Raw genomic sequence first — 23,456 nt, forward strand, 5'->3', positions numbered from 1 at the left:
AAAAATACCCTTAAGCACATAGTGTACTTAAGGGAGAATTTAGGCATAGTCAAATAAGCGTCTTATTGATACTCAAATTGAAAGACGACCGTACCTTCACCTTCTCCCATCCAGACTATACTGTCGGCTTTGGAATTTAACCAAATCCTGCCTTGCGGCTCGCGGGCTCAAGAGTATTGCTTAGTTCTCTAATACCGCCGATCGGGAATTTCACCCTGCCCCGAAGATGAACCATAATTTAATTGTAATACACTATAACTATATGCAAAAAAACACGAATTGTAAAGTCTTCTAACTTACAATCCGTGTTTTACATTTAATTTACATTTTTTCAATTGGTAAATAGAATGTGAATGTAGTTCCTTTATCAACTTCACTTTCCACTGTAATTCTACCCTTATGTGCTTCAACAATATTTTTGGCAATGGCAAGACCTAGACCAGTCCCACCCTTACCACGTGTTCTAGCTTTATCAGCTTTATAGAAACGCTCAAATACATACTGCAAATCATCGGCAGGTATCCCTGCACCGTTATCTTTTACTTGAATGCGTGCAAAGGATAGCTGACGGTCTACAATAACTTCTACACTTCCTTCGACTAGTGTATGACGTATGGCATTGTCAATTAAGTTTGTTAATACTTGTTCTATACGGTCTTCATCCATTTCTAAGTGAAGTGTATCTTCGATTGTTGTATTAAATGTCAGATTTACGTGTTTCTCTTTTGCTACTTGAACAAATTTTTGCGTAATTCTTTCAATAACAGGTGATATTGGAACAGAATCTTTATATAAACGCATATGTCCTGATTCCATACGAGCTAAGTCAAGCAAGTCTGTGACTAAACGCCCCATTCGTTGCGACTCATCATAGATGATTTTAATCATTTCTTTACGTTCTTCTTCACTTGAGACGACATCATCCATAATCGCTTCACTATAGCCTTGAAGCATCGCTATTGGAGTTCGTAATTCATGTGAGACATTCGCTATAAAGTCTGAACGTAATTTATCTAAACGATGCTCTTCCGTTTTATCTCGTAACACAGCTACTGCACCGCGCACGGAATTTCCACTATATAACGGGCTAATTGAAATCGCATAATAGGATCTTTCAATTTCAAGCTCTACTTCCAGCTCTTCTTCCAAGTCTAAAACGTGGTCAAGCATATGATAAATTTCAGCAGGAATAGGTTTATCACTATTGGCACTCTTATTGATAAACCATTTTTGTAGTAAAAGTTCCGCAGGTGGATTGCTGACCAAAATGGTACGGTCACGATTAAACGTAATTACTGCGTCTGTCATCGATGTCAATATACTTGATAGCTGTTCTTTCTCTTGGTTAATTACTTCTAAGTGGTGTTTAAGTTGTTTGCCCATTTGATTGAAAGCAGTCGCTAATTGACCAATTTCATCATTTTGTAAAACAGGTACTTTTGTTTCAAAATTACCTTTTGCTAATTCAAATGCTGCTTCTCTCATTTTACGAAGAGGAGACGTAATTCGAGTTGATAAGAAAAACGCAAAGAAAGTTGTCAACATCAAAGCAATTGCCGCCGCTAGAAAGACAATTTTAGTCGTTTCTTCTGTCGTCCTATGTATAGCGTCTGGGCTTTGATAAATAAATATGGCTCCGTGTAGTTCGCTTTCAACATCTATAGGAAAAGCTAAAACGATGTAAGACTCCATATGTTCTTTTTTCGTTGTTGAAGGAAGCATCATTTCTTTTACAACTGGTGCATTCGATGTAAATACTTTATCAAATGCTTTTTCATTAAGAATTTGTTGTTTAATTCCCTCTTGATTAAGTCCCTCTTGTAATGAAAAAGAAACTTTACCTGGTTTCTCGGCGATTAATGCATTTGTTTCATCACTCAGAACATCTGAAATAATAGCCTTTGTAGAGTCCGTTGTTTCACGGTCATTGATAATACGAGCAATTGTGGAAGCTTCTTGACGTAATGAGGACTCTGTTTGTTTAGTATGGTAGTTTGATAAAAATTCGAGCATTAGTACAGTGAAAACAAACAATACAAAAGAAACGAGAAGCAATATGGTTACCCATAGCTTCCCGACAACGCTGTTCCACATTCTATTCATTGACTACCTCAAATTTATAGCCAACGCCCCATACCGTTACAATCATTTTTGCCGCATTTTCAGAAACACGGTTTAGTTTTTCACGTAAACGTTTCACATGTGTATCAACTGTACGTAAATCTCCAAAAAAATCATAATGCCATACTTCTTTTAATAATTGCTCTCTGTCGAATACTTTATCTGGTGATTTTGCTAAAAAGTACAATAATTCGTATTCTTTTGGTGTTAAATTGACTTCTACACCATCAGCAGAAACTCGGTGTGCGTCATGATCGATTGTTAAATGTGGGAAGACGACTAAATCTTTTGATGCAGAAGTTGTTGTAATTGGTGAGAATGCTGCAGAACGACGTAAAATAGCTTTTACACGTAAAACCACTTCACGTGGGCTAAATGGTTTTACAATATAATCATCAGCTCCTAGTTCGAAACCTGATACTCGGTTTGCCTCTTCACCTTTTGCCGTTAATAGAATAATTGGCGTTGTTTTTTTATCACGAATTTCTTCACATACTTGTAAGCCATCTTTTTCAGGCATCATTATATCAAGGAGAATACAATGGTACTCATTTGCTAATGCCTTTTCCACTGCTTCTTCTCCGTCTTCAGCTTCTTCTACTACATACCCTTCACGTTCTAAATACATTCTTAACAAACGGCGGATTCTATCCTCATCGTCTACTACTAAAATTGAAATTTGTTCATTCACAACTATTCCTCCCAAAACCATCTATATTTCTATTGTACAATCAGCCTATCGAAATGAAAAGAAAAGCCCTTCCCTATAAAGGAAAAGGCTTTAGCTTTTCAACAATCCCAAGCTGATTATTAACCAGCGTAAGAGTGAAGACCTGCTATGATTAAATTAACAGCAACTAGGTTGAACATAATGATAACAAAACCAATTACTGCTAACCAAGCTGACTTCCCACCTTGCCATCCTTTTGAAAGGCGTAAGTGTAAGAATGCTGCATAGAATAACCATGTGATAAGTGCCCAAACCTCTTTAGGATCCCAGCCCCAGAAACGAGACCATGCTTCTTGTGCCCAAATCATCGCGAAGATTAATGCACCAAGCGTAAATACTGGGAAGCCAATTAATACCGAACGATAACCAATTTCATCCATCAATTGTGAGTTTGCACGTTTTGCGAACGGTTGCATAATAACCGCAATTGGTTTACGAATGATTAAACGAATTAAACCGTATAAAAGCGTACCAATTAGGATTGACCAAACTACTGTTGTCAATTTTTTCGCATTAACAATTGCTGGTACGTCTGCAATTGGTTGCATTTTATCTGCGGTTAATAATTCAGATTGATGCATCCCGAACAGCGCCGGTGTGTTATACGTAATTTCTTTAGTATTACCATCTTTATCTACGTAGCTAAATTCCGCTTCATAGCCTGTTACGTTAAATGTCGTTGTAACTGCTACGAAACCTAGTACTAGTACTAAGGCGTACATAACAACTTCTATCCAGAAACTTTGTTTAGATTTTTTTGTTAAGTCAATATTTTTTAGTAAGTAAATTAAACCTGCAACAGCACTTATTGCTAGAATAGATTCTCCAATTGCTGCTGTAATTACGTGAATATATAACCAGTAACTTTTTAACGCTGGAATTAATGGGTTTACTTCACGAGGGAACATACTAGCGTAAGCAATAATAATAATTGCGATAGGTAAGGCAAAGAGTCCAAGTGCCGGCACTTTATAGATAAAGTAAATTAAGATAAATGCTCCTACAACGAACATGCCGAATGCTGTCGTGAATTCAAACATATTACTAACAGGTGCATGTCCAGCATACACCCATCTAGTAATGAAATAACCAAGATTTGCTATGAAGCCAACTAGCGTAATGATAATCGCTAATGAACCCCATTTTTTTCCTGCATCAGCTGATTCGTCTTTTGAACCACCTTTGACTGCACCACCAAAAAGTAAAGTAGCTATTAGGTATGCGACGAACGCTACAAATAGTAGATTTCCGCTTAAGTCAATTAAACTCATTAGATGTTGTCACCTTCCTTTTCTTTGTCTTTCAATTTCTTCTCAGCATCCTCTGCTTTTTGATCTTCATCATGTTGATCTACATAAACCGGAAGATGAGCGTACTCCGTAACTGCATCCAAATCTTTTTTCATACTGAACCAGTTTTTGTTTGTATGCGATGCCATTAATAAACGACCATCTTTTGTTTTTAATAGCCATAAGCGACGGTGGCTCCAATAAGAACCGATTGTGACACCTAACATAAAGATTATGCCACCTAACATTAGTATCATAAGTGTTTTATCTTTACGGACTGTTAAGCCTGATACGTTACGTGTATCAACAGCACTAAATTTCATTTTATACTTAGTTTCACCTAATGGCTCAAGTGTTTGTTTAATAGCTACAAAGCTTGTTTCGCCTTTTGGTGTTTCAGGTGTATACATATCAAAAATAAATGCTGGATTATTTGGTAATGGTGAAGCTGTTTGTGGTTCTCCGTCTTCAAAACCTGCAAAGTCTGGGAAGTATTTTTTCAAGACAACTTTACTATCTTTTCCAACTTTATATTCTTTTTCAGGATTAGTTAAATCAATTGCTACTGATCCTAGGGATTTCTCCGACTTTTTATCAATTAAATCAAAGTGCATCGTCTTTAACTCATTCAAGCGGAAATCCATTTGATAAAGTGCATAACCATCATATTTCAACGGCTTATTTACGATTATCGGCATTTCTTTCACTAGAGTTAAATTAGATGTATCACCAGGAACTGAGTCTTCTGGTGCTTTATATAACTTAACATCTGTTTGATAGTTTTTCGCAACAGCGTTGACCGCTTTTTTAGATTCATTAAATTCTTCTTTTTGTTCATCTTTTGAATACGTTTCAAAAGTGAATTTTTTACTTTCTAAATAAAAGCCTTCCATTCCTGGAATAGCCATTGTTTCGCCTTCACGGATCCAAAGTGTTTTATCAATGTAAAAACCTGGCATTAAGCGAAGCATAACACCAAATAGGAAAATGATTAAACCAACATGGTTGATATATGGACCCCATCTAGCAAAACGACCTTTTTCAGCTAATAACGCGCCATCTTCACGACGAACATTGTATTTCATTTCTTTCATTTTCGCTTCTGTTAGATCAAATGCTTTATCAGCTTCTTCTGATGACATTTCACCAGAAGCAAAAATACGTTGTCGTTTCAAGAAGTTTTCATGACGTTTTACTCGTTGATTTTTTAGAGATTTGTATAGTGGAATTCCTCGGTCAAGACTGGCAACAATAATCGAAATACCAAGCATGCCGATTAACGTCTGGAACCACCATGAACTATAAATATCTGCTAATCCTAATTTATAGTAAATCGATCCGAAAGTACCATAAGCAGCTTTATATGCAGCAGCAGCGTCTTGATATTCTGTAAGAGATACATAAATCACTTGAGGTAGAAATGTACCAATGCCCGCGGCAACTAACGTGATAATAATAATTGCAACTCCAACTTTTACACTTGAAAAGAAGTTCCAAATTTTATCAATAATCGTTGTGTTATACGTTTTTGAACGAATCGCGGTTCCTTCATAACGCATATCTGCTAATTTTCTGCTCTTTTCTTCTTCAGTAAGTGGGCTACCACATTTCTCGCATAAAGTTGTGCCTTCTGGGTTCTCGTGACCGCATTCACAAATAATTTTTTTCATCTTCTAGAACTCCTTACTCTGGCTTGATACTTGAAAAGAATTCAGCTAACATTTCTTCTGTCAATTCGCCTTCATGTACTCGAACAACTTTACCTGTTGGATCAATAAATATAGAAGCTGGTAAGTTATTTACATTATAAGCCCTTGTGACACTTTTTGTTTTATCGATTACAACTGGGAATTTTAAATCGAAGTCAGAAATGAAATTTTCTACTTCAAAAACTGTTTGTGCTTGGTTAATAGATAATACTTCTATACCTTGGTCTTTAAACACCTTATACTGATTGTTCATTGCTGGCATTTCTTTTTTACAAGGTTTACACCAAGTACCCCAGAAATTCAACATGACACCCTTACCTTTATAATCAGATAAGCGATGTGTTTGACCATTTAAATCCACTAGAGAAAAATCTGGTGCTTCTGCCCCAACTTTTAATAATCGAACTTCATCCTTCGTAGCTGTTGTATATATGGTATAACCAATTGCTACTACAAGAATTGCTAAAATCAGCGTTCTTACATAAAATCTCTTTTTCTTTTTATCCATACTCGAAGTAGACCTCCTAAAAAACATCCGAAACAATCTACCTAATTATAGCAAAGTTTTGAATGACGAAATTTTGAATATTTGAAGTGTTTGTGAACGTTTCCATTCTGAGCATAGTGTTTTTATATCATTTTTTTGTAGGTTGCCTCGTGTTGTTTTATGCTATGTAAAATTGGTTAAGACGTCTAGAAAATACTAACTAAACGCCTTGTACCTATTTTGGAATGTTAACGGTTATTGACATACATTAGGTTTAACCTATCTTACCTGTCTCAGCTAATACTCTTAATTGTTTCACTTCATGATGTGTCAATTCTCTTGACTCACCTGCATTCAATCCATGCAATGTTAAAAAAGCAAACTGTTCACGTTTTAATTTTTGTACTGGGTAACCTACTGCTTCAAACATGCGGCGCACTTGACGATTACGGCCTTCATGAATTGTTATTGCTACAATCGCCTTGCCTGATTTGCTATCTGAAGACATTAGTCTCACGCGTGCTGGTGCAGTCTTTCCATCCTCAAGCATAACGCCACGCTCTAATTGTCTTAATGCTTCTCTTGTAGGAATTCCTTTTACACGTGCTACATATGTTTTATCAATTTTGAATTTTGGATGTGTAAGTTGGTAAGAAAATTCACCATCATTTGTTAAAAGTAGCAAGCCTGAAGTTTCATAATCTAAACGACCAACAGGGAAAATGCGTTGTTCAACTTCGGGGAATAAATCTGTTACTGTTTTACGACCTTTATCGTCTGTTACAGCTGAAATAATACCTCTTGGTTTATATAGAAGATGATATACTTTACGTTCTTTTTCTAATTTAACTCCTTCTACTTCTACTGAATCAGAAGGAGAGACTTTTGTGCCAAGCTCTCTAACTACCTGTCCATTGACTTTAACTAAGCCTTGCTTAATCATTTCTTCTGCTTTTCTACGTGATGCAATACCTGCATACGCTATTACTTTTTGTAGTCTTTCCATTCGTTCACCTCATAAGTTAAATACTATTAGCCTGTCCAAAATTATGGCACACTTTCTACTATAAGAAAAGTATTAGTACCTTAATTAAGTCCTTAACTAATATGTTTGTAAACAGTTTATCTGCTTTTTATATCACTTTTTTATATAAAATCGAAAAAGGCTGCTAATATAAGCAGCCTTTTCTCTACTCAACCATTTATTTCCACTGTACATCAACAATAGCATCCTTAACTGGTTGGTCATCTATATAAAATGACCATCTACCTATCGAGTCTTTAGTTTTGGACCTAGGTAACTGTAAGATATGTTTTACCTTTTTTACTTCTTTCTTCGTCAGAAGTAAGTGCTGTGGCTCTGTTAATTTAATATTAATATCTGATTGTACAGAATACGTACCTTCTTTTGCTATTACTTCATTCGTATAATGTTTAAACACGTAATCAGCAAAATTACTATGGACAACCCAATCATTACCCTCATTGATCGTTACTACAATTACCTTTTTTCCATCTTTTTCAAAATAAGTAGCAAGTGTTCGTCCTGCTACTTTTGTATAGCCTGTTTTACCAGCTATCGCAAATTTGTTATTACGAACGAGCTTATGCTTATTTTCCCATAGTGTCCCGTTCCCTGTAGTACCTTTAAAATATTTTGTAGAAGCTATCTTCTCAAATTTTTCATTTTTCATGGCAATTCGTAACATTTGAGCTGTGTCATATGCAGAAGCTAAGTGCTTTTCATTGTGGAGTCCTGACGGATTTTCAAAATGCGTATTTTCCAAACCATAAAAGAGTGCGGTATCATTCATCATTTTAGAAAAACCTTCTAGAGATCCACCTGCAGCTTCTGCTATTGCCGCAGCTGCATCATTACCTGAACGTAACAATAGTCCATAGAGTAATGTTTCTAATGTTGTCTCTTCTCCAGCAGTTAAATAAATGGAAGACCCTTCACTCGTTGCTGCTCTTTGAGAAATGGTAACTGGTGTTTTTAAATCCAAATTCTCTATTGCAACAAGCGCAGTCCACATTTTCGTCAAACTAGCAATTGGTAAGGGTACATTTTCGTTAGACCCCGCTAGTAATCTCCCTGTCTCTGCATCAATGACTGCATATGAACTTGATGCAGCGGAACTAGGCGTCGTAGTAATTAGTAGTAAAACTACCATCAATAATCCGATTATATATCGGCGAAGCAATCGCCCACACCTTTCTTCTATTCTGAATCTGAATCTTGGAAAGCTTCTTGGAACTTAGACATGAATAAATCTGGGTTTTCATTAGATGAATCAGTTTCACCCATAGGTAAATCTGGTAATTCGTTTAAATCTTTCAAGCCAAAGTAGTTTAAGAACTCCTTTGTTGTGCCATATAATATTGCTCGGCCAGTTCCTTCAGCTCGACCTACTTCCTGTACTAAACCTTTTGAGCTTAAAGTATGTAGCGGTCGTTCACTTTTTACACCACGTAAATCTTCAATTTCTACTCTAGTAATGGGTTGTTTGTATGCAACAATGGCAAGGACTTCTAGTGAGGCTTGTGATAATGATTGACTAGGCGGGTTTTCAACAAGTCGCTGAATCGTATCTGCAAGGGCAGGTTTTGAAGTAAGCTGGTAGGTACCAGCTAATTCTTTCAGTGTAATGCCACGCCCTTCTTCTGTGTTGTAATGATGAGCTAATTGTTCCAAAGCTTGTGCTACCTTCTCTTCTTGCTCTTCAGTTAAGAAACTTAGTTGTCTGATAGTTAAACCATCTTCACCAATTACGAAAAGTAAGCTTTCAATTTTGCTCATCAATTGATTCAAGTTGTTCATCGTTCAAATCTTCCTTCCGTAATATTACCGTTAAATCTTCAAAGTTATTATTCTGCTCTACTGCTATTATTTGGCGTTTCATCAATTCTAGTAATGATAAAAATGTAATAACCAAAGTTGATTTATCTTCATAAGGGAATAGATCGAAAAAGCTTGAGCGTCCACCTGCTAATTTTAGCACACCCATCATAGTTTTCATTTGATCCTTTATGGAAACATCGTGCCTAGTAATTTTAGTCGTTAATGGCGCTTTTAGATGTTTTCGTCTAAGCATTTTTTGAAAAGCACCGACCATATCAAACACATTCACAGACGTTTCAAATAATGCTAATTGCTCTGCTGGAGCGAATGCTGAAAGATCCGCTGGCGGTCTTGTAAAATATTGCGCACGAGACGACTCTAAGTCTTTTAAATTCACTGCGGCATCTTTAAATTTCCTATATTCAATTAATCGGGCAACGAGCTCTTCACGTGGATCGGGCTCATCCATGTCGAATTCCGTTTCATCTAACTCCCCTTCATGGATTGGTAAGAGCATTTTACTCTTAATCGCTAGTAAAGATGCCGCCATAACTAAATATTCACTTGCTTCATTCAATTCAAGTACTTGCATTGCACGAATATGCTCCATATACTGAGCCGTAAGCTCCGCCATTGGAATATCATATATATCAATTTCCAAGCGATGAATTAAATGTAATAATAGATCGAGAGGTCCTTCAAAGGCCTCGAGTTTTACTTCATATGACATAGTCAACCACCTGACAGTTTATGTTCAAAATACAGTATAGAGGAATGGTGTTCGAAATGCATCCGATGTACCACCCATTATTTGTCCAGTTTCTAACATATTTCAATGGCAATCAAGATTACTTTGAATGTCACGAAGTGTTAGAGGAGTATTGGAAAGAAATAGCTCCAAGAGATAAAACTCACCCCTTAACAGGATGGATTCAACTAGCAACCGGCCTATACCATTGGCGCCGAGAAAATTTTAGTGGAGCCAAAACAATCTTAAAAAAAGCATATATTACTTTAGAGCAGTCCGTCAATTCTTCATTTATGGAAGAAGTGGACGGTATTGCAATTTTACACTCTATGCAGAAAATTCAACATGCAGTAGAAAAAAAAGAGCCTTTCCAAAAATTTATTCTACCAATTACCTCAGTAACCCTAGAGAACCAAGTTTTCACATCAATTGCCTTATTGAAAGAAACAGATGCTCATTACCTACAACATAAGCATATGCTACGTGACCGCTCGGATATTCTCCTGGCGAGAGACGAAAAAAGAAGAAGCAGACATTAAATTTCTTTGTCTGCTTCTTCTAGCATCGCTTTACATTTCTGTATGAACGGTGCAGTTTGATCACAAGCTGCGATCACACAATCCATATCCATTTTAGAAAGCTGTTTAACCATCTCTTTACCGAGTCCCTCACCTCTATGTGAAGGGTCAACCGATATATGTCTAACAATCCATTCGTCATCAGCAATCTCTACGCCAACTAAACCAATAAAGTCGTCCTCTTGTTTCCATAAAAACAGTTGCCAGTTTGGATCTGTATCGTATTGTCGAATCGTTTCTTGTAGTAATTTCAGATCTTTTTGATCTGGCATAAAAGACAAGAGCCCCATCGCAATTTTTTCGAATGCTTTCTTATAACGACATAACATTTATATGATCCCTCTTTTTGCCTTTAAGTATCTTTCAACATCCTACACGAAAAGCAAAAATTACGCAAATAGATTCACATTATTTACCTATATTTGATGGAGCAATATAAAGCCAATAAATAACGCCCCATGCTGTTGTTAATATTAGGAATAACAGAAGTAATAAAATATTACTTTTCTTCAATTAACGATTTACCTCCTTCCCAATCGTTAGAGGAAGGTCAAGCTTCACAAGATCTTCATAACTTTCGCGCTTTACAACTAATTGATGTGCGCCTTTTTCCGCAAAAACGACAGCAGGCCTTGGAATACGATTATAGTTACTCGCCATTGAATAACCATACGCACCTGTACAGAACACAGCCAAAATATCCCCTGATTCTGCTTTTGGCAACTTGATATCCTCAATCAGTTTATCACCAGACTCGCATAACTTACCAGCAATCGTATATGTGTTAACTAATTCGTCATTCATTTTATTGGCAATGACACCCTCGTATTTTGCGTCGTAAAGAGCTGGACGTATATTATCAGACATCCCACCATCAACCGCAAGATAATTCCTCGTATTAGGAACTTCTTTTTGAGAACCGACTGTATAAAGTGTTGTACCAGCGTCTCCAACTAGCGAACGACCTGGTTCAATCCAAATTTCAGGCATCGGCATTGAAAAAACAGCCATCTCTTGTTGTACTGCTTTGATCATATCATCTACATAAACTGCTGGTTGAAGTGGTGTGTCCTCTTCTGTATAACGAATTCCGAATCCTCCACCTAAATTTAATACTTGGCTAATGAAGCCGGATTCTTTATACCATTCGCCCATTTTATCACTTATTTTTTTTGCTGCTAAGCTGAAAGCCGCTGTATCGAAGATTTGTGAGCCAATATGACAATGCATTCCTTGTAATTCTAAATATGGGTGATTTTGCAATAGCATAAATGCACGGTCCGCTTGTCCATTATTTAAGTCAAAACCAAATTTAGAATCTGCTTGACCTGTTGTTATAAAGTCATGCGTATGTGCCTCTACTCCTGGAGTTACACGGATTAGGACGTGCATTTTTTGTTGACGTGCTTCAGATAGTTGTTTCAAGGCATCAATTTCATCAAAATTATCAATTACAATACATCCAATTTTCGAATCGAAAGCAAGATTTAATTCATCGTAGCTTTTATTATTACCATGGAAATGGATGCGTTCACTTGGGAAACCTGCTTTTAAAGCGGTATAAAGCTCCCCACCAGAAACAACATCGACTGATAGTCCTTCTTCAGCCGCTAATTGATAGATTGCAACGCTTGAAAACGCCTTACTAGCATAAGCAACTTGTGCTTGCACCCCTGCATTTTTAAAAGTATTAATAAATCCTTGCGCTCGCTCTCGAAAAAGGGCTGTATCGTAAACGAATAAAGGTGTACCATATGTTTTTGTTAAATCAATAGCGTCTACTTGTCCAATTGTTAAATGACCATTTTCAGTTACGTTTTGAGTACCATATAAATGCATCAAATCTCTCCCTTTATCCGTATCACCCAAAAGAATTCACGGAATTTTTCTATAACTAATTGAACTTTATCATAGAAAGAGAAATGTATGCAATGGCATATCATGAACGTTTTCGCTGTTTTGCACCAACAATATACGGTCTTAAAGCATCGCTCGTCATAGGGAATCGTATGAATATACGTAAAAAAGCTTGTGGGAAGAACGGAACAACTGGCCACATATAAGGTACTTTCATTGGTCGTAACGAACAAATATATAAGAAAAGCCCTAATATACCTAGGAAGAATCCATTAACTCCGAGCCATGCGGTTATGAGTAACAAAAAGATCCTAAATACTTTAATGGTGATACTCAATTCATACGAAGGAATTACAAATGTGAAAATGGCAGTAATTGCTGTATATAACACAACTTCAGGTGAAAAAAGTCCAACATCAATTGCAATATTCCCGATAATAACACCTGCAATTAATCCCATCGCAGTGGAAAGTGGAGTTGGTGTATGAATGGAGGCAAGCCGCAAGTATTCTATCCCTGCATCTGCTATTAATATTTGGAGTAATATCGGTATGGCGGACTTCTTATCTATTCCGACGAAATCTAAAAACGTAGGAATCAATTCATGATGCTTGATTAATAAATACCAAAAAGGTAATACTATGAGGCTTAAAAAAGTCCCGAAGAAGCGTAAGAAGCGGACAGCTGTTCCAATAAAAGGGGCCTGACGATATTCCTCTGCATGTTGTAAATGATGAAAAAATGTTACGGGTACTAAAATAATTGAAGGTGACGTATCGACAATTATCGCGATATGACCTTCCAATAAATGAGCGGCGGTAATATCAGGTCGCTCAGTGTAGCGTACAAAAGGTAGTGGATGGAAACCTTGTTTAAATAACCATTCCTCTATTGATTTATCCGCCATTGTTAAACCATCATGATGGATTTTCTTCATACGCTGGCGTATATAATTGAGATGGTCCTCATTGGCAATACCCTTCATAAATACGATTGCTGTATCTGTCTTGCCTTTATCAGAGATTTGATGCAATTCAAACCGCAAGGATGCATCTCGAATTCGCCTTCTTATAAGCCCTGAATTTTGTACAATATTTTCTGTAAATCCATCACGTGACCCCCTAATAACTTTTTCATTATCAGGTTCCTCAGGTTGTCTACCAGGATAAGCCCTTAAATCCGCTATAAAAGCATAGCCAGATGGAGTTATAAACGCCACCTGGCCCCCTAATATCGCAGTTAATAGCTGTTCCTGATTCGTCATCGGCTCCCAAGCAAAATACGGGAAGCAAAATTGGAAAAATTCCGGCTCAGTTTCAGGTGTATATCCTTCCACCTCTTGAGTCGGTTGAATATTGACAAGAATTTCTGTGAAGTTGGCACTATCAACGAGCCCATTAATATAAATAGAGAACACCGGCATTTTGTATAAATGCAAATGTTTCATTCCTATATCAAAGCTTTCGCTTTCACCGAATTTTGAAATCATAAACTTTTCTGCTTCTTCTATACTTGCGAAAATAGGTTTTTGTTCTTCAGTCATTTTTTTGCCGCCTTTTCTAATCCTTTCAATTGACCTGGTGCTAGCCAAATTTTCAACTGTGATAAGATTCGTTTTTCTAGTCGCGATACTTGTACTTGTGAAATGCCAAGTCTTTCAGCAATTTCACTTTGAGTACAATCTAAGTAATAGCGTAAATAAATAACAGATTGTTCCCTTTTACCAAGTCTTGTTAAAATATCTCGAAGTGGTATATGCTCAAACGGCCTTTCAGAGGTAGCATCTCTCATTTGGTCCATTAACGTAATTGGATCACCATCACTTTCAAATAATTGTTCATGTAGTGATGCAGGGTCCCTTAGAGCATCCGAAGCCATTGCTATTTCATCAGTTGTGACTTCCAACAAATCGGCCAATTCCTTCATCGTAGGGGGTCTTTCATTGATTTTAAGAAAATCATCTGTGGCATGCCGAATTTTATAGTTAAGCTCTCTAATAGATCGGCTTACTTTAACCATACCGTCATCTCTTAAAAAACGTTGAATTTCACCAATTATCATAGGTACTGCGTACGTTGAAAATTTCACTTGGTATGACAGATCAAATTTGTCAATCGACTTCATTAAGCCAATACAGCCTATTTGAAAAAGATCCTCTAAATCTGCCCCGCGTGAAGCAAAACGCTGTACGATTGACCAAACAAGACGCGTATTCCCCTCTACCATCTCCTTTCTAGCGTTTGCATCGCCAGCTTGAGACTGCAGTATGAGTTCTCGCATTTTCTCCTGTGTCAGTAATATAGAAGAGGCTTGTGGTTTAGATGTCATTTTCTCACCTAGCGGCAAACGGTGAACCTACTGGTTGAAATTGCTTCTTGAAGGTGACCGTTGTCCCTTTCCCGCGTTCGGACTTAACAGATAACTGATCCGTGAAGCTTTCCATAATTGTAAAGCCCATGCCAGAGCGATCCATTTGTTGCTTTGTCGTATATAAAGGTTCCATTGCTTGCTGTACGTCTTCAATTCCACATCCTTGATCTGAAATCGTCACTGTTACTTCTCTATCAACACGAGTAGCATAAACAGTTACAATGCCTGTGCGATTTTCCTCATAGCCATGAATAATTGCATTTGTAACCGCTTCTGAAATGACAGTTTTTACCTCAGACAATTCCTCAATCGTTGGATCTAGCACTGTCATGAAACTCGTCATCGCCATACGCGCTAGTGCTTCATTTTCACTGACCGCTAAAAACGATAAAGTCATTTCATTATCCATTCAAAATCCCCCCTAAAGTTCGAATTACTTCATCTTCTGTACCTTGCCAAATATATTTGGACAATCCTGAAAACTGGAATATTTTCTGCATTGTAGCAGACGGATTTAAGATGACTGTTTGTCCATTGATTGGCGCTAAATCACGCATTCTTCCTAAAATTAAACCAATGCCAGCGCTATCCATAAACTGTAGGTCACCTAAGTTCCAAACAATTGCGTGAACGCTACCTTGGTATATTGCTTGTGAAATGTCTTCTCGAATACGGTTTGCAGCGTGATGGTCTAAATCACCTTGTAAACGAATAACGGCAATGCCATCCACTGTCATTTGAATTAGTTGTTGCATAGTCATACCTCCTTTTCACAAGCATATTCCACATTTGTTTTGCGTTATCCTTCTGCATGACAATTTAAGAAGAAACCTTCTAAATTTAGAACTAAATCGACAGTAAATGGATGTCATCTTTATCCATAAGTATTGGAGATTCGAGGAAATTTTAATCAAAAAAAATCTCTATTTTTATAAAAACAAAATTGAATGGTGGAAAATGGAGAAAATCAAGAAATTAGGTCAACAAGTAATGTGATCTTTTTTAATATAGATCTCATTTCACAGTATTTTAGTTTTTGGCTGTTTTCTAAAAGATTGTTATTTCTGTTAAAACATAAAAAAGTTAATATACGAGATGATTATATTTAGGTTAGATGATTTTAATAGTTGATATTAAAAGGACTACACATATAGATAAATGTGTAGTCCTAATTTAATATTTTGTTGCACTAAAATCCTATTTATTTAGCAAGGAATCTAATGATCTTAGCTAACATTCGTTATTTAGTACAACCCATCTACATCTTCTTTCGTGTTAATAAAGATGTTTTTAGTTTGTGTGTATGCATCCAATATTGATTTGTAAGTTTCACGGCCAATACCTGATATGCGCTTGTGAATCATTGAACATAGCAGAATAATATTTTGAGAGAATAATTTGATGTCTAATTAACAAAACTGATATTGTACATGTTGCAAAGTTGAAAGACTGGAGCAAGGATATCAAAAAGAAAAACAAGATGGCATACATGTTCTTAGAAAAATTTACATTGAATGAAATGTAAATTTTTTTCAATAGAATAAATGAAAATTATAAGACAAAAGTGGACTGCACTCTGTCAAATAGATAATGGCAGTTCACATCTTGTAGATTATCTATTTTTTTATTTTGAACCTTATGATTTGATTAACAATACCCTTAGAGAAAACAGCCTAGTTATTCTTTCAGTAAACGCATTCTTCCACCACCACAAAATTTATTTTTTTCAACATTTAATCAACAAAAAAAGCTGGTACTCAATTAAATGAGTACCAGCTCTTAAAAAATTATTCTGTTATGATAGCCTCGATTAATTTCGGTGCTTGAGGTGCTTCTTTGGAAATTTTAATATGTGAATAGATTTTATCAATCACTGAAGAGACATCTTCTTGGTTTGCATAAATTGTTACGAGAGACTCACCTTTCGTTACTTTATCGCCAACTTTTTTGCGTAGCATTAAACCAACAGCTAAGTCGATAGTCGATTCTTTCGTAGCACGACCTGCGCCTAAAATCATTGCAGCTGTTCCAACTTCATCAGCTTCGATAAATGATACAAAGCCATCTTCTTTTGCTGGTACTTCGAAAGTATATTGAGCTTGAGGCAACAATGAAGTATCATCCACAACTGCAGGGTTACCACCTTGACCTTCAATAAATTGTTTGAAGATTTCTAATGCGCTACCATTTTTGATAACTTCAAGTAATTGTTCACGCGCTTCTTCAATTGTTTTCGCGTGACCACCTAGAACCACCATTTGACTACCAAGTGTTAAGCAAAGCTCCGTTAAATCTTCCGGACCTTCTCCTCTTAAAGTATCAATTGCTTCTTTTACTTCTAATGCATTACCAATCGCAAAACCAAGCGGTTGGCTCATATCAGAAATAATAGCCATTGTGTTACGACCGACATTATTGCCGATTTGGACCATTGCATGTGCTAAATTCTTAGCATCCTCAACAGTCTTCATGAAGGCACCTTCACCCGTTTTTACATCAAGTACAATAGCATCTGCACCTGCGGCAATTTTTTTACTCATAATTGAGCTCGCGATTAAAGGGATGCTACTTACTGTTGCTGTCACATCTCTTAGAGCGTATAGTTTTTTGTCAGCAGGTGTTAAGTTACCAGTTTGACCAATAACGGCTAATTTAATGTCATTTACTTGCTCAATAAATTGCTCTGTCGTCAATTCAACATGGAAGCCTTCAATAGCCTCTAATTTATCAATAGTGCCTCCTGTATGCCCTAAACCTCGTCCACTCATTTTAGCAACAGGAACACCGACAGCTGCTACTAAAGGGCCTAATACTAACGTTGTTGTGTCACCAACGCCACCAGTCGAATGCTTATCAACTTTAATACCTTCGATTTTAGATAGATCAATCTGATCTCCTGATTCAACCATTGCCATTGTTAAATCTGCACGTTCACGATCGTTCATATCTTTAAAATAAATAGCCATCAATAAACTACTTGCTTGATAATCTGGAATTGAACCGTTTGTATATCCTTCTACGAAAAAGCGAATCTCTTCCGTAGTTAATTCTCCACCATCACGTTTTTTTTCAATAATATCAACTATTCGCATTTTATTACTCCCTCACTTATTTTAAATTTGATAAGAAGCTTGTGCCAAATTCCGGTAATTTCACATTGAAGTTTTCTGCAACTGTTGCACCAATATCAGCAAATGTAAGTCTTAATGGTAATTCATGACCTTCTTTAAAGCGTGGTGAATAAGCGATTAATGGCACATATTCACGTGTATGATCACTTCCAGGGAAAGTTGGATCATTTCCATGGTCAGCTGTTATTATTAACAGATCATCTTCCGATAACGCTTCCAAAACTTCTGGTAAACGACGGTCAAATTCTTCTAACGCTTCACCATATCCAATTGGATCTCTACGGTGACCATAAGCTGCATCAAAGTCAACTAAGTTTAAAAATGATAAACCATGGAAATCCTTACGTACAACTTGTGATACCTTGTCCATACCATCTGTATTATCCTTTGTACGGATTGCTTCTGTTACACCTTCATTGTTAAAGATATCTGAAATTTTACCTAAAGCAATGACATCAAAACTAGCATCTTTTAATTCATTCATCACTGTACGTCCAAATGGTTTTAACGCATAATCATGACGATTCGATGTACGTTCAAAGTTACCTGGAGTTCCAATGAAAGGACGAGCAATTACACGGCCTACTAAATATTCAGGTTGTAAAGTCAATTCGCGAGCGATTTCACATATTTTATACAATTCATCTAATGGAACAATTTCTTCATGTGCCGCGATTTGTAATACTGGATCAGCAGATGTATAGACGATAATAGCGCCGGTTTCCATATGCTCTTTACCGTAATCGTCAATCACTTGCGTACCACTTGCTGGCTTGTTACAAAGTACTTTGCGACCAGTACGTTCTTCTAATTGCTCGATTAAAGTTTGTGGGAAGCCTTCAGGATACACTTTGAACGGTTTATCAATATTTAAACCCATAATTTCCCAGTGTCCTGTCATTGTATCTTTCCCAACTGAAGCTTCTTGCATTTTGCCGAAATAAGCTGCAGGTTTTTCGACTGGAGTAATACCAGGTAACTCACGGATATTTGATAAACCTAATTCCCCCATATTGGGCATAGTTAAGCCATTCATTTTTTCTGCAATATGACCTAATGTATCTGCACCTACATCACCGAACTTTTCAGCATCAGGTGCTTCTCCAATACCTACTGAATCCATAACGATTAAGTGAATGCGTTTAAATGGTTTTGTGTTCATTTGTGTTCCTCCTTTATCTTTACATTCATTTTACCAAACTATACGAAAAAATAAATGTCAGACCTCTGACATTTAAAATTTTTTTTTATGCACGTGGGTGGAACTGCTTATATACTTCCGATAATCGCGTCTTACTAATATGTGTGTAAATTTGAGTTGTTGAAATATCAGCATGTCCAAGCAGTTCTTGAACTGCACGTAAATCAGCACCATTTTCAATTAAATGCGTCGCAAAAGAATGACGTAAAATATGTGGTGTGATTTCTTTATCTATACCCGCTTTCTCTGCATAATCCTTCATTAATTTCCAACAAAATTGTCGTGTTAAGCGATCTCCCCTTTGGTTGATAAAAAAAGCCTCTGATTTATGTAGCTTATCTTCTAGTATTGGTCTTCCCTTTTCTAAATATGCCAAGCATGCTTCTAAAGCTTTTCGTCCAAGTGGAATAATACGTTCTTTACCACCTTTACCAAAGACTCGTACGAAGCCCATTGTAGTATGAACATCTTCTAAATTCAGTGCAATACACTCACTTATTCGCATACCACTTGCATATAACAACTCAAGCATCGTTTGATCGCGAATTCCTTGAGGTTTTGCAAGATTGGGCATGGCTATTAAGTTATCAATTTCTTCAATCGATAAAATTTTTGGTAATTTTTTCTCTAACTTCGGCATTTCTAAATGCACTGTCGGATCCCCACTAGCTCTTTTTTCTCTTAACAAAAATTGATGGAATGAACGGATTGATGAAATATGTCTTGAAATAGTTCGTGCAGACTTCCCTGATGTTTTTAACATTTGCAAATGATGTAATATATTCACTCTGTCTATATCATCAAAATATTGTACACCTTGACTTACAAAAATATTCTTAGTATAAGCAGTGATATCTCTTTTATATGATTGTAATGTATTATCAGAAAGCTGGCGTTCAACGCGTAAAAAGTGTAAATAATCTTGGATTGCATCTAGTACATCTTGGTTCATTTTGGTTCCCTCCTTAAAAATAGGTAAATAAAAAAGGACAGCACCTCCGCCATCCTTTGTTTGTAAGCTATAAACTTATGATTGATTGCTATTGTTATCTGACTCTTTAACATGACAGCGCCAGCAAATACCGTGAAATGTTAATCTATGGTCTTTAATAATAAAATTCCATCTTTTTTCAACGACTGCTTCAACGTCTTCAAGTAAATCCTCTTGAATTTCATCAACAGCACCACATTCGATACAAACGAGGTGATGATGAAAGTGAGCAGCTCCTTCTTGACGTAAATCATAACGAGATACACCATCGCCGAAATTGATTTTATCGACGATTTTAAGCTCCGTTAAAAGCTCCAATGTTCGATACACTGTTGCAAGTCCGATTTCTGGTGCTTTTTCTTTAACGAGTAAATAAACATCCTCAGCACTCAGGTGATCTTCCTCATTCTCTAAAAGCACTCTTACTGTCGCTTCACGCTGCGGCGTCAGTTTGTAGCTCGCACCATGTAATTGTTTTTTTATTCGATCAATACGGCTTTCCATACGACGCCCCCCTAAACTTCTTTCATTATACCAAAAAGTCAATTCTCATTACAAGATTGAATTGATTATAATTATAATAATTATTATTTGATAGTTATTTTAATTTATAGATAAAGTGAATTGCAAGCAATTCGCCCCCTAAAATTACTAGAGTGGCTATGAGAACTACTATTACACGGGGTAAAATCGGTAACTTCTTCCTGACAGCATAAACTGGTTCAGGTACAAGTACTATGCAAAATACCATTAATACTATACTGTAAAGCAATTGAAAAGGAAACCACCATGCAGCATATGACCAAAATGCGTTTTGTGTGTCTATTAAATAACCTGCACTGTATCCAAAAAATGCCGATTTTAATACAACAACAACCCTCGCCACATGTCTTAAATAATTATGAGATGCGAGCAACGAAACAATAGCAAATGGAATGACAACTGGCAATAAAGATTGCCAAATTGACGGCTTCCCTTGTAGGAGTACCCTACTATCCATTTTACGAATGAGCCATTCTGCTTGTTCAACAGTAGAAAGTTGCAACAGTAAAATTCCTCCGATAAAGCCAATTGCAATAATTAAGAAAAAGTAAATAATTTGAAATGATCGGTTCATATAGGTCACCTTCCTTTACTTCGTACAACCTATGCTTGTCCCGACCTATTTCATAACTTATTTTACAAGATATTTTTCATCCACATAATTGCAAACACTGTTTTAGCATCATAAATTCTTTCTTCACGAATCATTTGTTCAGCTTCTTCTAACGTAACTTCTAATAATTCGACAAATTCATCCTCATCTAGACCAGCAGGATTCTCAATTCTATATAAATCTCTCGCAACATATATATGAATAACTTCATCTGCAAAGCCTGGAGATGTGGCAAAAGATTGAACAAACGTGAAGTTTTTCGAGCCATACCCTGTTTCTTCTTCTAACTCGCGGATAGCTGTATACTCAGGTTTCTCACCTTTTTCTAATTTACCAGCGGGAATTTCGATAATACTACGCTCTAAAGGTTTACGATATTGCTCCACAAGAACAATTTTACCTTCGTTTGTTATAGGAATAATTGCTACTGCTCCTGGATGAGTTACTAATTCTCTAGTTGATGTGTTGCCATTTGGTAATATGACTTCATCCACTTTGACTGAAATAACTCGACCCTCAAAAATTTTTTTAGAACTAGTCGTTTTTTCTTCAAATTTTTTCATGATTATAACCCTCTCCGTTGTGCTTTTGTTATTAATCATTGTACCATTATCATATGAGGAGTGATATTTTTGAAGAGTAGAAAATTAGGTAATAGTGATTTAATTATTTCAGAAATCGGCCTTGGTTGTATGTCTCTACCAACTGATGAAAAAACTGCTAAATGGATAGTAGATTCGGCGGTAGATCATGGTATTACCTATTTTGATACCGCGGATCTATATGATAAGGGCATCAATGAGGAACTTGTCGGTAAGGCACTAAATGGAAAACGACAAGATATTATACTAGCTACTAAAGTGGGCAATGTTTGGGACAAGGACGGAGAAGGATGGCACTGGGACCCTTCAAAGAAAAATATCGAACATCAAGTAAAAGAAAGTTTGCGTCGCTTACAAACAGATTATATTGACTTATACCAACTACACGGTGGAACAATTGGTGACCCTTGGGATGAAATAACCGAAGCATTTGATCAATTAAAAAAAGAAGGTATCATTCGGGCATACGGTATTTCATCAATCCGCCCAAATGTTATTAAGGAATTTTTACCAAAAAGCGATGCAGTATCTGTCATGATGCAATATAGCTTGCTAGACCGCAGACCTGAAGAATGGTTTGATGTGCTAAAAGTTAATAACGCATCTATTGTGACACGTGGCTCTTTAGCAAAAGGTTTACTAACAAATGAATGGTCAGACCGCTTAGCAAAATTAGATGGGTACCAAACTTATAGTCAATATGAACTTCAAGCTACTCTAGAAGAAGTAGCAAACAATACAAAAGATGTACATGCAGCAGCACTTGCTTATGTATTACAATCACCTATTGTAGCATCTGCAGTGATTGGAGCAAGTTCAAAAGAACAATTGGAAGCAACAATTTCAGCTTACAATAATGCAGCACCGATTTATGCTAAAGAACTAGAGAAACTAACAAAAATAGATACGTATAACGCACATCGATAATTTTACTAGAAGGATTCAACATCACGAATCCTTCTTTTTTTACAACAAAATGACACTAACTATATATTTTACTTATTTTTAACAATCCTTATAAACTTATACTATGAATTTTGCAATTAGTAGCGCGATTAGTGCAAATGGGGTCTGTAATATGAAACCAACTAGTAAATACACTCCCACCTGCTTAGGTGTGATTAAATTTTCTAATAATAGCTTTCTAATACTAAATAGACAAAATGGTATTAAGATGGCAACAGCGGTAATGACACCAGGTACATATTTTTTTAAGATTATACTTTGCACAACATGCCCTATTCCATTCGCAAGGAATACACCAGCGACTAATAAGGCAAAGAATTTTATGGGCAGTATTCCGATAAATCGTTTATTATTAGCCGCTTTCACACAGCCAATCACTACGATAATCCATAATAAAATAAATGCGATAATAAATTCCTCAGTAGAAACGGAAAAGGGGAATTTCATAGTGAAATTTTCAATGGTTGCGATTTCCTCCAAATCATGAATTAAAAAAACAAGAGGAAAAATCCATATAAGTAATTTAATTTTAGAAACTTCCATACTTCACCCCTATTATTCTCAAGCTATTTATAAGTTATCAATGTAAAAAAAAAGAATTATTATACTAAACATTTAGTGTGAAATTTCACCATATGTTGGTACAGAATAAAAGGTAGCTCTGAAAGAAATCTTTCA

24 protein-coding genes, 1 pseudogene and 1 riboswitch are annotated in these 23,456 nt (G+C 36.3%); of the genes and pseudogenes, 2 read left to right on the plus strand and 23 right to left on the minus strand.

Annotated elements, in window-relative coordinates; translation table 11 throughout:
• Positions 1-94: 94 nt before the first annotated feature.
• A riboswitch (FMN riboswitch) is annotated at positions 95-232 on the minus strand.
• 89 nt (positions 233-321) lie between these two features.
• The 9 genes from BK137_RS01975 to BK137_RS02015 form a co-directional block, all read right to left on the minus strand.
• On the minus strand, positions 322-2,103 hold the full coding sequence (locus tag BK137_RS01975; protein WP_038190915.1) for an ATP-binding protein: 1,782 nt from the start codon (positions 2,101-2,103) through the stop codon (positions 322-324).
• The gene (locus tag BK137_RS01980; protein ID WP_038190918.1) at positions 2,096-2,812 is read right to left on the minus strand and encodes a response regulator transcription factor; all 717 of its coding nucleotides are present in this window, start codon (positions 2,810-2,812) and stop codon (positions 2,096-2,098) included. The genes BK137_RS01975 and BK137_RS01980 overlap by 8 nt, the downstream gene beginning before the upstream one ends.
• Before the next feature lie 119 nt (positions 2,813-2,931).
• Positions 2,932-4,122 (minus strand): c-type cytochrome biogenesis protein CcsB, encoded by a 1,191-nt coding sequence (ccsB, locus tag BK137_RS01985; RefSeq protein ID WP_038190921.1) that lies wholly within the window; start codon positions 4,120-4,122, stop codon positions 2,932-2,934.
• Positions 4,122-5,810: a cytochrome c biogenesis ResB family protein gene (locus tag BK137_RS01990; protein WP_038190925.1), complete on the minus strand. Its 1,689-nt coding sequence runs from the start codon at positions 5,808-5,810 to the stop codon at positions 4,122-4,124. Before BK137_RS01990 ends, ccsB begins: the two co-directional genes overlap by 1 nt.
• A gap of 13 nt (positions 5,811-5,823) precedes the next feature.
• The gene (gene resA, locus BK137_RS01995) at positions 5,824-6,357 is read right to left on the minus strand and encodes a thiol-disulfide oxidoreductase ResA (protein WP_038190928.1); all 534 of its coding nucleotides are present in this window, start codon (positions 6,355-6,357) and stop codon (positions 5,824-5,826) included.
• Positions 6,358-6,610: 253 nt separating this feature from the next.
• A complete protein-coding gene (locus BK137_RS02000) occupies positions 6,611-7,342 on the minus strand; it encodes a pseudouridine synthase (protein WP_038190931.1) in 732 nt (243 codons plus the stop codon).
• A 196-nt stretch (positions 7,343-7,538) separates the two neighbouring features.
• A complete protein-coding gene (locus BK137_RS02005) occupies positions 7,539-8,540 on the minus strand; it encodes a D-alanyl-D-alanine carboxypeptidase family protein (RefSeq protein ID WP_235175779.1) in 1,002 nt (333 codons plus the stop codon).
• A 17-nt stretch (positions 8,541-8,557) separates the two neighbouring features.
• Complete coding sequence (gene scpB, locus BK137_RS02010) at positions 8,558-9,157, minus strand: SMC-Scp complex subunit ScpB (protein ID WP_038190934.1); 600 nt, start codon at positions 9,155-9,157, stop codon at positions 8,558-8,560.
• Positions 9,123-9,908, minus strand: coding sequence for a segregation/condensation protein A (locus tag BK137_RS02015; protein ID WP_038190937.1), 786 nt, complete (start codon positions 9,906-9,908; stop codon positions 9,123-9,125). The genes scpB and BK137_RS02015 overlap by 35 nt, the downstream gene beginning before the upstream one ends.
• Before the next feature lie 56 nt (positions 9,909-9,964).
• On the opposite strand from BK137_RS02015, the gene BK137_RS02020 reads away from it, so the two are divergent.
• Entirely contained in the window at positions 9,965-10,465 is a 501-nt protein-coding gene (locus tag BK137_RS02020; protein WP_038191205.1) for a DUF309 domain-containing protein, read from the plus strand.
• Here BK137_RS02020 and BK137_RS02025 read toward each other — a convergent pair.
• From BK137_RS02025 to BK137_RS02080, 13 genes and pseudogenes are all read right to left on the minus strand, one after another.
• Entirely contained in the window at positions 10,462-10,833 is a 372-nt protein-coding gene (locus tag BK137_RS02025) for a GNAT family N-acetyltransferase (RefSeq protein WP_038190938.1), read from the minus strand. The genes BK137_RS02020 and BK137_RS02025 overlap by 4 nt on opposite strands.
• A gap of 184 nt (positions 10,834-11,017) precedes the next feature.
• Entirely contained in the window at positions 11,018-12,343 is a 1,326-nt protein-coding gene (gene lysA / locus BK137_RS02030) for a diaminopimelate decarboxylase (protein ID WP_038190941.1), read from the minus strand.
• A gap of 100 nt (positions 12,344-12,443) precedes the next feature.
• Complete coding sequence (locus tag BK137_RS02035) at positions 12,444-13,904, minus strand: spore germination protein (protein WP_038190953.1); 1,461 nt, start codon at positions 13,902-13,904, stop codon at positions 12,444-12,446.
• Positions 13,901-14,689 carry a SigF/SigG family RNA polymerase sporulation sigma factor gene (locus BK137_RS02040; protein ID WP_038191206.1) on the minus strand — a complete coding sequence of 263 codons (789 nt, stop codon included), beginning with the start codon at positions 14,687-14,689 and terminating at the stop codon, positions 13,901-13,903. The genes BK137_RS02035 and BK137_RS02040 overlap by 4 nt, the downstream gene beginning before the upstream one ends.
• A 4-nt stretch (positions 14,690-14,693) precedes the next feature.
• Entirely contained in the window at positions 14,694-15,140 is a 447-nt protein-coding gene (gene spoIIAB, locus BK137_RS02045) for an anti-sigma F factor (RefSeq protein ID WP_038190956.1), read from the minus strand.
• A complete protein-coding gene (locus BK137_RS02050; RefSeq protein ID WP_038190959.1) occupies positions 15,133-15,486 on the minus strand; it encodes an STAS domain-containing protein in 354 nt (117 codons plus the stop codon). The genes spoIIAB and BK137_RS02050 overlap by 8 nt, the downstream gene beginning before the upstream one ends.
• 489 nt (positions 15,487-15,975) lie before the next feature.
• Positions 15,976-16,077, minus strand: a pseudogene (locus BK137_RS22940) (hypothetical protein); the annotation flags it as partial.
• Between the two features lie 441 nt (positions 16,078-16,518).
• Positions 16,519-17,823 carry a pyrimidine-nucleoside phosphorylase gene (locus BK137_RS02055; RefSeq protein ID WP_038190962.1) on the minus strand — a complete coding sequence of 435 codons (1,305 nt, stop codon included), beginning with the start codon at positions 17,821-17,823 and terminating at the stop codon, positions 16,519-16,521.
• Between the two features lie 16 nt (positions 17,824-17,839).
• A complete protein-coding gene (gene deoB, locus BK137_RS02060; RefSeq protein WP_038190965.1) occupies positions 17,840-19,024 on the minus strand; it encodes a phosphopentomutase in 1,185 nt (394 codons plus the stop codon).
• A gap of 85 nt (positions 19,025-19,109) precedes the next feature.
• Positions 19,110-20,015, minus strand: a complete 906-nt coding sequence (xerD, locus tag BK137_RS02065; RefSeq protein WP_038190968.1) for a site-specific tyrosine recombinase XerD — start codon at positions 20,013-20,015, stop codon at positions 19,110-19,112.
• 75 nt (positions 20,016-20,090) lie between these two features.
• Positions 20,091-20,558 (minus strand): ferric iron uptake transcriptional regulator, encoded by a 468-nt coding sequence (fur, locus tag BK137_RS02070; RefSeq protein ID WP_038190970.1) that lies wholly within the window; start codon positions 20,556-20,558, stop codon positions 20,091-20,093.
• 94 nt (positions 20,559-20,652) lie between these two features.
• Complete coding sequence (locus tag BK137_RS02075) at positions 20,653-21,171, minus strand: hypothetical protein (RefSeq protein WP_038190973.1); 519 nt, start codon at positions 21,169-21,171, stop codon at positions 20,653-20,655.
• 62 nt (positions 21,172-21,233) lie between these two features.
• Positions 21,234-21,773: an NUDIX domain-containing protein gene (locus tag BK137_RS02080; protein WP_038190976.1), complete on the minus strand. Its 540-nt coding sequence runs from the start codon at positions 21,771-21,773 to the stop codon at positions 21,234-21,236.
• A 69-nt stretch (positions 21,774-21,842) separates the two neighbouring features.
• Between BK137_RS02080 and BK137_RS02085 the strand changes: the two genes are divergently transcribed.
• The gene (locus BK137_RS02085; protein WP_038190979.1) at positions 21,843-22,739 is read left to right on the plus strand and encodes an aldo/keto reductase; all 897 of its coding nucleotides are present in this window, start codon (positions 21,843-21,845) and stop codon (positions 22,737-22,739) included.
• A 96-nt stretch (positions 22,740-22,835) separates the two neighbouring features.
• Here the strand turns inward: BK137_RS02085 and BK137_RS02090 are convergent, their stop codons facing one another.
• Positions 22,836-23,321 carry an HXXEE domain-containing protein gene (locus tag BK137_RS02090; RefSeq protein WP_038190981.1) on the minus strand — a complete coding sequence of 162 codons (486 nt, stop codon included), beginning with the start codon at positions 23,319-23,321 and terminating at the stop codon, positions 22,836-22,838.
• Positions 23,322-23,456: the final 135 nt, after the last annotated feature.

Origin of the sequence: Viridibacillus arenosi (assembly GCF_001955655.1) — a bacterium.
GTDB lineage: Bacteria > Bacillota > Bacilli > Bacillales_A > Planococcaceae > Viridibacillus > Viridibacillus arenosi.

Excerpts from the sequence above, each read along its gene's own strand:
- BK137_RS01975 (WP_038190915.1), bottom strand. The coding sequence starts at position 2,103 with ATGAATAGAATGTGGAACAGCGTTGTCGGGAAGCTATGGGTAACCATA.
- ccsB (WP_038190921.1), bottom strand. The coding sequence starts at position 4,122 with ATGAGTTTAATTGACTTAAGCGGAAATCTACTATTTGTAGCGTTCGTC.
- BK137_RS01990 (WP_038190925.1), bottom strand. The coding sequence starts at position 5,810 with ATGAAAAAAATTATTTGTGAATGCGGTCACGAGAACCCAGAAGGCACA.
- resA (WP_038190928.1), bottom strand. The coding sequence starts at position 6,357 with ATGGATAAAAAGAAAAAGAGATTTTATGTAAGAACGCTGATTTTAGCA.
- BK137_RS02000 (WP_038190931.1), bottom strand. The coding sequence starts at position 7,342 with ATGGAAAGACTACAAAAAGTAATAGCGTATGCAGGTATTGCATCACGT.
- scpB (WP_038190934.1), bottom strand. The coding sequence starts at position 9,157 with ATGAACAACTTGAATCAATTGATGAGCAAAATTGAAAGCTTACTTTTC.
- BK137_RS02015 (WP_038190937.1), bottom strand. The coding sequence starts at position 9,908 with ATGTCATATGAAGTAAAACTCGAGGCCTTTGAAGGACCTCTCGATCTA.
- BK137_RS02020 (WP_038191205.1), top strand. The coding sequence starts at position 9,965 with ATGCATCCGATGTACCACCCATTATTTGTCCAGTTTCTAACATATTTC.
- BK137_RS02025 (WP_038190938.1), bottom strand. The coding sequence starts at position 10,833 with ATGTTATGTCGTTATAAGAAAGCATTCGAAAAAATTGCGATGGGGCTC.
- lysA (WP_038190941.1), bottom strand. The coding sequence starts at position 12,343 with ATGCATTTATATGGTACTCAAAACGTAACTGAAAATGGTCATTTAACA.
- BK137_RS02035 (WP_038190953.1), bottom strand. The coding sequence starts at position 13,904 with ATGACTGAAGAACAAAAACCTATTTTCGCAAGTATAGAAGAAGCAGAA.
- BK137_RS02040 (WP_038191206.1), bottom strand. The coding sequence starts at position 14,689 with ATGACATCTAAACCACAAGCCTCTTCTATATTACTGACACAGGAGAAA.
- spoIIAB (WP_038190956.1), bottom strand. The coding sequence starts at position 15,140 with ATGGATAATGAAATGACTTTATCGTTTTTAGCGGTCAGTGAAAATGAA.
- BK137_RS02050 (WP_038190959.1), bottom strand. The coding sequence starts at position 15,486 with ATGCAACAACTAATTCAAATGACAGTGGATGGCATTGCCGTTATTCGT.
- BK137_RS02055 (WP_038190962.1), bottom strand. The coding sequence starts at position 17,823 with ATGCGAATAGTTGATATTATTGAAAAAAAACGTGATGGTGGAGAATTA.
- deoB (WP_038190965.1), bottom strand. The coding sequence starts at position 19,024 with ATGAACACAAAACCATTTAAACGCATTCACTTAATCGTTATGGATTCA.
- xerD (WP_038190968.1), bottom strand. The coding sequence starts at position 20,015 with ATGAACCAAGATGTACTAGATGCAATCCAAGATTATTTACACTTTTTA.
- fur (WP_038190970.1), bottom strand. The coding sequence starts at position 20,558 with ATGGAAAGCCGTATTGATCGAATAAAAAAACAATTACATGGTGCGAGC.
- BK137_RS02075 (WP_038190973.1), bottom strand. The coding sequence starts at position 21,171 with ATGAACCGATCATTTCAAATTATTTACTTTTTCTTAATTATTGCAATT.
- BK137_RS02080 (WP_038190976.1), bottom strand. The coding sequence starts at position 21,773 with ATGAAAAAATTTGAAGAAAAAACGACTAGTTCTAAAAAAATTTTTGAG.
- BK137_RS02090 (WP_038190981.1), bottom strand. The coding sequence starts at position 23,321 with ATGGAAGTTTCTAAAATTAAATTACTTATATGGATTTTTCCTCTTGTT.